Origin of the sequence: Planococcus sp. 11815 (genome assembly GCF_051096385.1) — a bacterium.
GTDB classification, from domain to species: domain Bacteria; phylum Bacillota; class Bacilli; order Bacillales_A; family Planococcaceae; genus Planococcus; species Planococcus citreus.
In genome coordinates, this window is record NZ_CP096991.1 from 2,634,604 (window position 1) to 2,647,009 (window position 12,406).

14 protein-coding genes are annotated in these 12,406 nt (G+C 48.8%); all 14 read right to left on the reverse strand.

The genetic code is table 11. The features are described 5' to 3' along the window. Positions 1-48 precede the first annotated feature (48 nt). On the reverse strand, positions 49-1,557 hold the full coding sequence (gene atpA / locus M1Q06_RS13250; protein ID WP_121298334.1) for a F0F1 ATP synthase subunit alpha: 1,509 nt from the start codon (positions 1,555-1,557) through the stop codon (positions 49-51). A gap of 28 nt (positions 1,558-1,585) precedes the next feature. Beyond that, positions 1,586-2,116 carry a F0F1 ATP synthase subunit delta gene (locus M1Q06_RS13255; RefSeq protein ID WP_121298336.1) on the reverse strand — a complete coding sequence of 177 codons (531 nt, stop codon included), beginning with the start codon at positions 2,114-2,116 and terminating at the stop codon, positions 1,586-1,588. Further along, positions 2,113-2,634, reverse strand: coding sequence for a F0F1 ATP synthase subunit B (gene atpF / locus M1Q06_RS13260; RefSeq protein ID WP_101191263.1), 522 nt, complete (start codon positions 2,632-2,634; stop codon positions 2,113-2,115). Before atpF ends, M1Q06_RS13255 begins: the two co-directional genes overlap by 4 nt. Positions 2,635-2,946: 312 nt before the next feature. Then, on the reverse strand, positions 2,947-3,159 hold the full coding sequence (gene atpE, locus M1Q06_RS13265) for a F0F1 ATP synthase subunit C (RefSeq protein WP_008433003.1): 213 nt from the start codon (positions 3,157-3,159) through the stop codon (positions 2,947-2,949). A 59-nt stretch (positions 3,160-3,218) separates the two neighbouring features. Then, on the reverse strand, positions 3,219-3,929 hold the full coding sequence (atpB, locus tag M1Q06_RS13270) for a F0F1 ATP synthase subunit A (RefSeq protein ID WP_112230475.1): 711 nt from the start codon (positions 3,927-3,929) through the stop codon (positions 3,219-3,221). 28 nt (positions 3,930-3,957) lie between these two features. Further along, positions 3,958-4,329, reverse strand: coding sequence for an ATP synthase subunit I (locus M1Q06_RS13275; protein WP_121298338.1), 372 nt, complete (start codon positions 4,327-4,329; stop codon positions 3,958-3,960). Between the two features lie 3 nt (positions 4,330-4,332). Continuing rightward, positions 4,333-4,554, reverse strand: coding sequence for an AtpZ/AtpI family protein (locus tag M1Q06_RS13280; protein WP_058382963.1), 222 nt, complete (start codon positions 4,552-4,554; stop codon positions 4,333-4,335). A 620-nt stretch (positions 4,555-5,174) separates the two neighbouring features. After that, on the reverse strand, positions 5,175-6,293 hold the full coding sequence (wecB, locus tag M1Q06_RS13285) for a non-hydrolyzing UDP-N-acetylglucosamine 2-epimerase (protein WP_434399951.1): 1,119 nt from the start codon (positions 6,291-6,293) through the stop codon (positions 5,175-5,177). 19 nt (positions 6,294-6,312) lie between these two features. Next, positions 6,313-6,942: a uracil phosphoribosyltransferase gene (upp, locus tag M1Q06_RS13290; protein WP_058382961.1), complete on the reverse strand. Its 630-nt coding sequence runs from the start codon at positions 6,940-6,942 to the stop codon at positions 6,313-6,315. A 134-nt stretch (positions 6,943-7,076) separates the two neighbouring features. Beyond that, the gene (locus M1Q06_RS13295) at positions 7,077-9,251 is read right to left on the reverse strand and encodes an EAL domain-containing protein (protein ID WP_434399953.1); all 2,175 of its coding nucleotides are present in this window, start codon (positions 9,249-9,251) and stop codon (positions 7,077-7,079) included. Between the two features lie 101 nt (positions 9,252-9,352). After that, the gene (glyA, locus tag M1Q06_RS13300; RefSeq protein WP_434399955.1) at positions 9,353-10,588 is read right to left on the reverse strand and encodes a serine hydroxymethyltransferase; all 1,236 of its coding nucleotides are present in this window, start codon (positions 10,586-10,588) and stop codon (positions 9,353-9,355) included. Beyond that, positions 10,575-11,159 (reverse strand): TIGR01440 family protein, encoded by a 585-nt coding sequence (locus tag M1Q06_RS13305; RefSeq protein ID WP_434399957.1) that lies wholly within the window; start codon positions 11,157-11,159, stop codon positions 10,575-10,577. Before M1Q06_RS13305 ends, glyA begins: the two co-directional genes overlap by 14 nt. A gap of 12 nt (positions 11,160-11,171) precedes the next feature. Further along, complete coding sequence (gene rpiB, locus M1Q06_RS13310; RefSeq protein ID WP_058382957.1) at positions 11,172-11,609, reverse strand: ribose 5-phosphate isomerase B; 438 nt, start codon at positions 11,607-11,609, stop codon at positions 11,172-11,174. Positions 11,610-11,806: 197 nt separating this feature from the next. Next, on the reverse strand, positions 11,807-12,241 hold the full coding sequence (locus M1Q06_RS13315) for a low molecular weight protein arginine phosphatase (protein ID WP_434399959.1): 435 nt from the start codon (positions 12,239-12,241) through the stop codon (positions 11,807-11,809). Between the last annotated feature and the right edge of the window lie 165 nt (positions 12,242-12,406).

Genomic DNA, 12,406 nt, shown 5'->3' on the forward strand with positions numbered 1-12,406 from the left:
TGGTATTTCACCACCTTGTTATTTTTTCTTCCGATCCTGCCAGGGAGCTTATTCTGATTTCGCGAATGTGTGCTTGAATTCGTTGATTGCTGCACCGAATTCGTCGTCAGATGGCAATCCCTGAGTTGAGCGGATGGTATCCAAAACGTTTGTGTGGTTTGTATCCAACCAGCTAGTCAATTCAGCTTCGAAACGAGTGATGTCTTGTACAGGGATATCATCGAGGAATCCACGAGTCAATGCGTAGAAGATAACAACTTGTTTTTCAACTTTAATCGGGCTGTTCAAGTCCTGCTTGAGAACTTCAACTGTACGTTTACCGCGCTCAAGTTTTGCAGCTGTCGCTGGGTCAAGATCTGAACCGAATTGGGAGAATGACTCCAATTCACGGTAAGCTGCCAAGTCAAGGCGCAATGTACCAGCAACTTTCTTCATCGCTTTGATCTGAGCTGAACCACCTACACGGGATACAGAAAGACCTGCGTTGATCGCTGGGCGAACACCGGCGAAGAAAAGATCCGATTGAAGGAAGATCTGGCCATCCGTAATCGAGATTACGTTTGTTGGGATATAAGAGGAAATATCGCCTGCTTGCGTTTCAACGAACGGCAATGCAGTGATCGATCCTGATCCGAGTGATTCGTTCAACTTCGCTGCGCGCTCAAGAAGGCGTGAGTGAAGATAGAAAACGTCACCTGGGTAAGCTTCACGGCCCGGAGGACGACGAAGCAAGAGTGAAAGTTCACGGTAAGCGGAAGCTTGTTTTGTCAAATCATCATAGACGATCAAAACATGCTTGCCATCGAACATGAAGTCTTCAGCCATTGTAATACCAGCGTAAGGAGCTAGGTATAGAAGTGGCGCTGGTTGAGAAGCAGACGCTGTAACAACGATCGTGTAGTCAAGCGCACCGTTTTTGCGGAACGTCTCAACAACGTTACGGACAGTCGACTCTTTTTGGCCGATTGCTACGTAAATACAGATCATGTCTTGGTCGCCTTGGTTCAAGATCGTGTCGATTGCGACAGATGTTTTACCAGTCTGACGGTCACCGATGATCAATTCGCGCTGCCCACGGCCGATTGGCACAAGAGCATCGATTGCTTTAATACCCGTTTGAAGCGGTTCGTGCACGGATTTACGTGCCATAACGCCTTGTGCTGGGCTTTCGATAGGACGGGATTTAGTCGTGTTGATCGGTCCAAGGCCATCAACTGGCTGTCCTAGTGGATTTACTACGCGTCCGATAAGTTCTTGTCCTACCGGTACTTCCATAATACGGCCAGTTCGACGTACTTCATCGCCTTCTTTGATGTCTGAGAATGGCCCAAGGATGATGATACCAACGTTGTTGGCTTCCAAGTTTTGTGCCATACCCATTACACCATTAGAGAATTCTACAAGTTCTCCAGCCATGATGTTGTCGAGGCCATGAGCGCGAGCGATACCGTCACCAATTGTGATGACTGTACCGACTTCGTCAACTTTCATCTCTGATTGATAGTTTTCAATCTGTTGCTTAATCAGATTGCTGATTTCTTCAGCTTTGATGCTCATGTATTTCACCCTCTCATAATTTCATAAATTAGCCGATCAATTGACGTTGCAGGCGGGCAAGTTTCGTGCTGACGCTGCTATCAAAGATGCGGTTTCCGATTTGAAGGCGCAATCCACCGATCAACGATGGGTCGATTACGTTTTCAATCCGTAAAGAATTCTTGCCGATGCTTTTCGCGAAAGCTGTGGAAAGAGATGCCGTTTCTTCTTCCGTCAATGGACGGGTCGAATAAACTGTTGCATCCTCGATTCCCTGCTCTTCGTTCGAAAGCTTGATATATGCTTGTGTCATATCACTGATTTCGTTCATGCGTCTGCGATCACCCAACATCTGAAGTGTATTCAAGACGTATGTGTTAACGCCTTGGAATACTTCGTTGATGAGGTTTGTGCGCTTTTCAGATGAAAGTTTCGGTGACACGATCAATTGGTAAAGTTCAGGAGTCAACTTGAAAACTTTACGTACTTCACGGAGATCCTGTTCGATTTCCAAAGTCACATTGTGTTCTTTGGCTACCTGGAATAATGCCGATGCGTAGCGCTCAGCGACTTGGCTCATTGCACTTCGCCTGCCTTCGCAATCGTTTCGTTAATCAACTGACGGTTGTCTTCCTCAGAGATTTCCTTGTCCAATACTCTCGTAGCTGCCAACAAGGACAGAGCCACAACTTCTTCACGTACTGCTGCGATCGCTTTTTCGCGCTCGTTAGCAATTTCTGCCACTGCGGATTCTTTCATGCGGGCAGATTCAGCACGCGCTGTCGTAATGATTTCCTCACGAGAAACTTCGCCTTGTTTCTTGGCATTTTCAACGATTTCCTGCGCTTGGTTGCGGGCATCCTTCAAAAGGTTGCGCTGCTCATCAAGCATTTGCTGTGATTCCTGACGGCTTTTTTCAGCAGTTTCGATCTCACTTGCGATCAGATCTTCACGCTGCTGCATAACGCCCATCAATGGACCCCACGCAAATTTCTTCAACAGGGCCATTAGGAGCAAAAAGATGACCAATGTTGCGATGATGTCTCCAATATTCAAAAACTCCCCGGTTGCACCGAGTACGAGGTGATCAAAAAACACGATTGTTTCACTCCCTTCAAGAGCCTAAAATACTTTTTCTTCTATTATATATACTGCTTAAAATCGTTAGATGTGCTGTCGAAATCCAAAATGCATCATACAAGCATAAATGGCGAAAAACATGCCGGAGCATTCTCGCCATTTAGCTTTTCAATAATAAATTGCTTTGACTAGTTCCGCTTTACGCGATGTCTAGACTCCAGTGCCTAGCTCTTTGGGACATAAGTCAACCCAGCTGTGCGGCAAAGAACGCCGCTTCGCTGGTTCGCCTTATGCCTGTCAGAGCTGAACAGGCACTTTCGCTTTTCGAAATTAACGGTTCATTACGATGAACGCGATAACTACGGCGATGATCGGCAATGCCTCGACCAAAGCTACACCGATGAACATTGTTGTTTGAAGAACGCCGCGTGCTTCTGGCTGGCGAGCGATACCTTCAACTGTTTTTGAAACGATAAGTCCGTTACCGATACCTGCACCTAGTGCTGCTAATCCTACTGCAATTGCTGCTGCTAATAAACCCATTTTAAAATGTCCTCCTCAGGATAATTGTTTTTTTTGTTTTGCCCGAAGGCAGTTTATACTCAATGGTCTTCGCTGACTTTATGCGATAAATAAACCATCGTTAACATAACGAAAATGAACGCTTGGATAGCCCCGATAAAGATCGAGAATCCTTGCCATGCCATCATCGGCAAGATTGCACCGACGAATCCGAAGATACTTGCTGAAGCAAGCCCTGCCAACAACGTAAGCAAGATCTCACCAGCGTAGATGTTACCGTAAAGACGCAGACCGAGTGTCAGCGTATTTGCGAATTCCTCAATGATTTTAAGCGGGAACAAGAACGGCATCGGTTTCAGGAAATCTGAACTGTAGCCTTTCAAGCCTTTCAGCTTAATACCATAATAATGGCTCAAGATGATGATTGTTGCAGCCAATGTCATTGTCACGACTGGATCCGCTGTTGGTGATTTCCACCAAAGGTCTCCGTTGACGACAACAGCAAATGGGAGCCCGAGCATGTTCGAAACGAAGATGAACATGATCAGCGTAATTCCAAGAATATGGAATCGTCCGCCATCCCGCCAGTCCATATTGCTTTTAATGATTCCTTTAACAAAGTCCATTACCCATTCCATGAAGTTCTGCATGCCTGTTGGCTTCAGCTTCAAGTTGCGGGTAGCGAAGAATGCGATAAGGAAAACAATAAGAGCGGCTACAAGCAGCATCATAACGTTCGATAGGTTGAACCAGATTCCGAACACCTCGAGCATTGGAGCGCCATGATCCACGATAAATTCACCTCTCTTTCCACTTTCTTTAATGGTGTTTCATGTGATAAACGATCCGCTCCACCAAAAGGAGACCATAAGGGATCATCAACCCGATTACCGCACTGACCAAGTGTATATGCTCAGCGAACAAAATAGCGATCGCCACAACGGCTACACCTGATGCGAACCGTAATGCCGTTCCGAGAGAACGGACTTTCGAGCCTTCTTCCACCGCCCGGTCGAATTTTTCCATTCTCCGGACCAGGATCCACATATTATAAATGCCGAACAGAGATCCGACGATTAGGCCTGCGAACACTTCTGGATAAGGAGTGACTCCCCACCCTAAAACGAACACGGCGAGGATGAAATACATCAGCCTCTTCAATCTTTTATAGATCTCTTGAAGTCCATCCATTTTTTACATGTCTCCTGATTCGAATTTTCGGACGGTCTGAAGCATCGCCCAAACCCCGGCACTAAGACCGACGAGCAAGCAGATGATCAAAAAGAGCGGGGCGGTTCCGAATTGCTCATCAAGCCACATCCCTGTAAAGACTCCGATTAGTACGGACCCGACAAGTTGTGAGAGAATGACGGAATAAATCGCCATTGCTTGTAAGGGACTTTTTTTCGGGTGCATGATAAACCCCTCGAAATTCATAATGATTTGACATTCACGCCCATAAAAAGAGCAGTCGCATCTGGCTTTCAATAGCACATCCATTATGTATGAAAACCCTCTCATGCAGACCCTTTGTAAGCATACAATAGGGGTAAAATCATGTCAATTACATGTAGTGAAAAACTTCACAAGCAAAAACCCGCCGACATATGATTGACAAATTTGTTACAAGAAAAGCGGAGGCAGCCGTTTAGACCCGACAAGCACAAGACGATTTGCTGACGCGGCGCCTTTGGCCGCATAAGCAAAGTGGCTTGTGACCTCGAGGGTCTGGCTGCCGAAGCTAGACACCAAGAAAAGCGAGAGCGCCTGATGGCGGAAGCTAAGCTAAGTGCGCGACGTCCTGTCGCAACGCTTAGCTGACCCACATCCTGTGGCCCTCAGACATGCATAAGACGGATCAGCAATGCGGCGCTCTTTGCCGCAATGCTGGAACGGCTTATGACCCGAGGAGCTAGGCGCTCGAGCTAGACACAAAGAAAAGCGGAAATGGCCAATTGGAGGCTAAGCTAAGAACGCGACGTCCTGTCGCAACGCTTAGCTAACCAAACTCTGCGACCCCTCTACTCCCCTTCTCCTTACAACTCGCCGAAATACTTGTGCAAAGCTTCCACGATTCGCTGAGATGCTTTTCCGTCGCCATATGGATTCGATGCTTGCGACATCGCTTCATATGCAGCCGCATCCGTCAGCAATTCCTTGCCGAGGCGGTAGATCGTTTCTTCGTCCGTTCCGGCAAGTTTCAACGTGCCGGCATCGATGCCTTCCGGCCGTTCCGTTGTATCGCGCAACACCAAAACTGGCTTGCCGAGAGACGGCGCTTCTTCCTGCACCCCGCCTGAATCGGTCAGGATGAAATAAGACTGGGCTGCAAAGTTATGGAAATCCAATACTTCGAGCGGCTCGATCAAGTGGATGCGCGGGTCGCGCCCAAGCACTTCGTCTGCCACTTCGCGAACAGCTGGATTCATGTGGACCGGATAGACCACTTGGATATCTTCATGCTCTTCGGTCAAGCGCTTGATCGCACGGAACATATTGCGCATCGGTTCGCCGAGGTTTTCACGGCGATGTGCGGTCAATAGGATCATGCGGTCGCTGCCGATTTTATCGAGCACCGGGTGATGGTAATTATCACGTACCGTCGTCTGCAAGGCATCGATCGCCGTATTGCCCGTAATATAGATGGTTTCTTCTTTTTTATTCTCATTACGCAGATTCTGTGCAGACTTCTCGGTCGGCGCAAAATGGATGTCCGCCATGACGCCTGTCAATTGACGGTTCATCTCTTCCGGGAAAGGAGAGTACTTATTGTGGGTCCGAAGCCCGGCTTCTACGTGCCCGATTGAGATTTGATTGTACAAAGCAGCTAAACTTGCAGCGAATGTCGTTGTCGTATCTCCATGTACCAGCACGATATCCGGTTTCGCTTCTTTCATCACATCATCCAGGCCCTGCATAGCCCGCACCGTGACATCACTCAAGGTTTGGCGGTCTTTCATGATGTTCAAATCAAAATCGGGGGTGATGCCGAATGTTTCGAGCACTTGGTCAAGCATTTGGCGATGCTGTGCGGTCACAGTCACAAGCGGTTCGATCGTTTCTGGGTGCTTCTGCAGTTCCAGCACAAGAGGCGCCATTTTAATTGCTTCCGGACGTGTGCCGAAAATCGTCATCACTTTCCATTTTTTCGTCACTTCTGATCAACCCGCTTTCTTATTTTGTTCCGAACAAGCGATCTCCGGCATCGCCGAGGCCAGGCACGATATAGCCTTTCTCGTTGAGCTTCTCATCGAGTGCTGCGATATAGATGTCGACATCCGGATGTGCTTTTTGCAAAGCTTCCACACCTTCTGGAGCTGCGATGATGCACATGAACTTGATTTTCGTCGCGCCGCGTTTTTTCAACGAGTTGACCGCTTCAATCGCGGAGCCGCCTGTCGCGAGCATCGGATCAACGACGATCAATTCGCGTTCAGAGACATCGGAAGGCATTTTGAAATAATATTCCACTGGCTGTAAAGTTTCCGGGTCGCGGTACAAGCCGATATGGCCGACCTTGGCCGCTGGAATCAATTTCAAGACGCCGTCAACCATTCCAATTCCTGCACGCAAAATCGGCACGATGCCTAATTTCTTTCCGGCCAAGACGTTTGATTTGGCAACTTGCACCGGCGTTTCCACATCGATTTCCTGAAGCGGAAGCTCACGCGTAATTTCAAAGGCCATTAAAGTTGAAATCTCATCAACCAATTCACGGAATTCTTTTGTTCCAGTCGATTTGTCACGGATATACGTCAGTTTATGCTGAATCAGCGGATGGTCAAAAACGAATACTTTTCCCACAGTGTATCTCTCCTTTTTCATACATTTTCCTAAACAGTATAACAGAAAACGAAAAGGTTTAGAGCTTCACCCCTGCATTAGAATTATTCAGTCAACTTCATAGGCAAAATAAAAACCGGGGACAAGTACCCCGGTTAAAGCAGATGCGCTTCATCGAGCGGCATCGGCCGATGGAACAAAAAGCCTTGGGCGATCGTGCAGCCCATCTCAAGCAATTGCGTTCGGTCGTTTTCTGTCTCGACGCCTTCCGCCACTGCCCGCAGCCCTAGATTATCTGCCAATTGGATGATGGTCCGGATGACAGCGCGCGTCCCGTGTTCTTCCATATTGGACACAAAGGAACGGTCGATCTTAATTTCTTCCACAGGCAGCTTCTGGAGATAGCTAAGTGACGAATAGCCGGTTCCGAAATCGTCGATGGAAGTCGCAAAACCGTATTTTTTCAACTGATCGAATACTGTCCCTGCCGTATCGATATCGACGACGCCGATGCGCTCGGTAATCTCGAGCTGAATCCATTTCGGATCCACGCCGAATTTTTTCGTTTCGTCCACCAGGTGGGGCACAAAGGAGTGGTGGAAGAAATGTTCAGCCGAAATATTGATCGCCACTTGACGCAGCTCCAGCTCCTGCTCCTGGCGTTTTTTCAGCCAAGCCAAGACTTGCTCGATGACATGCTGCTCAAGCTGACGGATCTTGCCGTTCTTCTCTGCTGCAGGAATGAAGATGGCAGGCGAAATATCCCCGAGTTCTGGCGACTTCCAGCGAGCCAGTGCCTCAAAACCGAGAATATCACGGCTTTCGAGCGCCACTTTCGGCTGCAGGAAGACACTGATCTCTTTTCGTTTAAGTGCCGCAGTCAATGCATTGGCAACGCGCAAATCGCGCATCATTACTTCATCTTGTTCATTTTCAAAATAGCAGACCGCCTCGCCGACACGTTCTTTCGCCTTCGATAACGCACTATCAGCGCAGCGGACCAATTCTTCCGCGTTCTGCTGTGCAGGCGTGACAATCGCCACGCCGACTTTGACTGTCAAAAATAAATCCATTTCGCCGATTGATACCGGCTCCCGCAGGCTGCTTAAAATATCTTCCAGAAATTCAGGCGCCCGTGTCAGCGGAATGGTGCTGTAGAGTGACAATCTCGAATCGGAAAAGCGCGCAACCAGTTTTTCCCCCGCGCCTCCTGCCAGCACGAGACGGCGGCCAAGTTCACGGCATAGGTCATTGCCTGCACGGTGGCCGTATTGATCGCTGATTTTAATGAATTCGTCAGCCGAGATAAAAGCGACAAAGCCTTCTTTTCCGTCCTTCAACAGCTCTTTTAGTTCGGTGCGGAAGTAATGGCGGTTCGGCAGCCCCGACTCTTCATCAATATAAGCAAGGCGAAGGATTTCCTCCTGTTGGCGTGAAAACTTCACCGCTAATGAAACGATCGACGCGATTTCTTCCATAAAGACTAAATCTTTTTCCGACGGCTTATAGACAGCAGGAAAATAAATCCCGAATGTGCCGATCGCTTCTTCCTTGCCGTTAAAAATCGGCACCGACCAAATCGCTTTAATCCCGAACCGGTCGAGGACATCTTGCTGGCCGCTTAGAAGCGCATCCTGTGCTACGTCTTCTACTATGACCGGTTGCTGGCGCAGATAAGCCGCGCCACAAGGGCTCAGATCAGTGGATACTTCCAAACCGCGCATCCCAACCGTGAATTCATCCGGCATCGATTTCGCCGCCCCCACTTGCAAACGCTTCGCCTCGTCCACCAACAGAACGGTGCAGCGTACACCGTCGAGGAAAAACGATTCAGCCGTTTCACAGATGTTCTGCAGCAGCATTCCGAGCACATGCCCTTTTTCAATGCCTTTGTATGTTTCTTTCTGCAAATCAATCAAAGTCTCCGCACGCCGACGGTCACTGATATCCCGTTGGAGCATTAAGATATAACGCAGTGATTTTTCCGGGAACGCCAAAGGTTGCACCGTGATTTCATTCCAGAAAGGCGTTCCGTCTTTTCGGTAGTTGACGATTTCAAAAATGCCAGGCTGGGCGGATGCCGTTGCTTCACGGATTTGGCTGCCGGTATTGGCATCGGTTTTCGTGCCATGGAGGAATTTACCGTTTCTCCCGATAACTTCCTCTTCGGTATACCCAGTCATTTCAAAAAACGCTTCATTCGCATAGGCAATGGGGTGTTCGGAAATTTCCGAGTTCACGACGACAAAACTCGTGTGGAATTCGATCCCGAGACGGCGCAGCCAATCTATGATCACTTTCCGGTCTTCCTGGATTTCATATTGATGCATACGCGTCCCTCCCAGTTTTTCTCATTATGTATGGTGAAAAAAAGCCGCCAATGCATGCGGCGGCTTTATTCATTTCTATATTCATCTAAATAGCCAGCTGCTTATTTATATAAAGGATGGGCAGCTGTTAATTTCGCTGTACGGTCAGCCGCTTCCTTCTTCACAGCTTCGTCTTCCGGATTTTTCAAGAGAAGCGCCATGATCGAAGCGATTTCCTTCATTTCTTCTTCTTTGAAGCCACGGGATGTGACGGCTGCTGTGCCGAGACGGATGCCGGATGTGACGAATGGGCTTTCCGGATCGAACGGGATGGTGTTTTTATTGGTCGTGATGCCGACTTCATCCAACACATGTTCCGCGACTTTCCCCGTCAAGTTGAGTGAACGGAGATCAAGCAGCAACAAGTGATTGTCTGTCCCGCCGGAAACGATGTCGACGCCTTCAGCTGTTAAGCTATCAGCCAAGACGTTCGCATTCTTGACAACCTGGTCGATGTAATCGGTGAACTCAGGTTGCTGGGCTTCGCCGAATGCGACAGCTTTTGCTGCGATAACGTGCATCAACGGGCCGCCCTGGATGCCTGGGAAAATGATTTTATCAATTTTCTTCGCAAATTCTTCTTTGCAAAGAATCAAGCCGCCGCGAGGGCCGCGCAATGTTTTATGGGTAGTGGAAGTAACAAAATGTGCATGAGGCACTGGATTCGGATGTGCACCGGTTGCGACAAGCCCTGCAATATGCGCCATGTCGACCATCAAGTATGCACCGACTTCATCAGCGATTTCACGGAATTTCGCGAAATCCAATGTGCGGGAATAGGCACTTGCGCCGGCAACGATCATTTTCGGCTTGTGCTCAAGAGCTGCCTGGCGAACTGCTTCGTAATCGAGCAATTGCGTATCTTTATCGACGCCGTATTCGACGAAATTATACTGCATGCCGCTGAAGTTGACTTTGCTGCCGTGTGTCAAATGCCCGCCATGGTTCAAGTTCATGCCAAGGACTGTATCGCCTTGTTCAAGCATCGCTGTGTACACAGCCATGTTCGCCTGTGAACCGGAGTGAGGCTGGACGTTTGCATGCTCTGCGCCAAAAATTTCTTTCAAGCGGTCGCGTGCGATATTTTCCACTACATCTACAAATTCACAACCGCCGTAATAGCGTTTGCCCGGATAGCCTTCTGCGTATTTATTGGTCAACACGGACCCTTGTGCATCCATAACTGCCTGGGATACAAAGTTTTCCGATGCGATCAATTCGATATTCGCTTCTTGGCGTTCTTTTTCCGCGTTCATTGCTTCATATACTGCCTGATCCTGCGCCTTAATCAATTCCATCTGTCTTTCCCTCCCGTGATTGAAGAACCTGGCGATCATAGCTCGCACGGACGCCGCCGATCAATTTCGGCCGTGTCGTCGCACTTGATACGATCGCTTCCCCTATTAGTTTAACAGAAGTCCGCACCGGAACGGCGACTCTTTTTAAATGCATGCCGATCATCGTCTGCCCGATGTCCACTCCGGCGTGGGCAGCAATTTCCTCGACGACGACCGGGTCACTCATATTCATGAAGGCGTAAGCACTCATCGACCCGCCGGCTTTTGCTACCGGCACCACCGATACCGGCTCCAAACCGTAGCGTTCGGCAGCTGCCCGCTCAATGGTCAGCGCGCGGTTAATATGCTCACAGCCTTGAAACGCCAGAAACAATCCATGCCGTTCCGCAAACACGCGCAACGGTTCGAACAGGCTTTCCGCAATATCAAGCCCGCCGCCTGTGCCGATGCGCTCGCCGGCCACTTCAGAAGTCGAACAGCCGACGACGAATAATTCGCCTTCCTTGAATGCAATCTGTTGCTCCAATTCGCTGAGAACCTCTTCAAGCTGCAACTGCCATAAGCTTTGCATGCTTACTCCTCCTTAGTTTTCGAGTGCGCTGATTTTTTGTACGCGGTTTTCGTGGCGGCCGCCTTCAAAATCAGTCGTCAGCCATGTTTTCGCAATTTCTTTCGCAAGTCCTGGCCCGATGACACGCTCGCCCATCGCCAAGACATTCGAATCGTTATGCTCACGCGTCGCTTTCGCGCTGAATACATCGTGGACAAGCGCGCAGCGGATGCCTTTTACTTTATTGGCGGAAATCGACATGCCGATCCCTGTCCCGCAAATCAAAATGCCTTTATCAAATTCTCCGCTGGCGACACCTTCCGCTACCGGTTGTGCATAATCCGGGTAGTCGACAGAGTCGTCCGTTTGCGGACCGAAGTCTTTGTATTCGATGCCCAGCTCGTTCAATAGGTTGACAATCTCCTTGCGCAGATTATTGCCGCCGTGGTCTGATGAAATTGCTATTCTCATGATTAACCCTCTTTTCGTTTTCATTTAGCGAACAGTTCTTAAATCAGCGCCGCCGCTTTTATTTAATTCTAACATTTTTGAACAGTTCCATGTTACTTCCTCATGCCTGCTTTCTGCAACTGAAATACTCGCGTCCGGCAATCGAAAAGAGCTGTCCTGAAGCACATGCATTTATGCTCTTGGACAGCTCTTTCCAATTACTTGATGTCTAATTGCTTTGCCATCTTGTCGATCAATTGTTCCAGCTCTTGATAAGTCTTGCGGTAATCAGCCAAGGAACCGCCATATGGATCGCTGACATCGCCAGTCGAACCTTCCGCAAATTCCTTCACCGTGTGCAGCTTTGTCGCTACTTCGGGATAGTATTGCATGAGCGTCATCTTGTGCGAATAAGTCATCGTCAAGATCAGCTCCGCCCATTCCACATCGCGTGGGTCCAGCGGCTTCGAGATATGCTTAAATTCAATGGACTGTTCGTTCAGAACTTTACGCGCATTGACTGACAGCGGTGCTTGCCCCGCATAGATTCCTGCAGAGCGGGCTTCCATGCCTTCAATGTTACGGGTGTGCACAATCGCTTCCGCCATCGGGCTGCGGCACGTATTTCCCGTGCAGACGAATAAAATCTTCATCCAATCCCCCCCTTGTCCAAGCTTCTGTGTCGCCATCTTTTGCGTTCAGTGAATTCTCCAGATAGCGTGTGTCTACCTACTATTATACCGCATTTTATCAAGCTATTGTAAGGATGCGGATTGGGCTGGAAGGTGTAGCAGTCATTGTGTATAGCTGGACTTGAT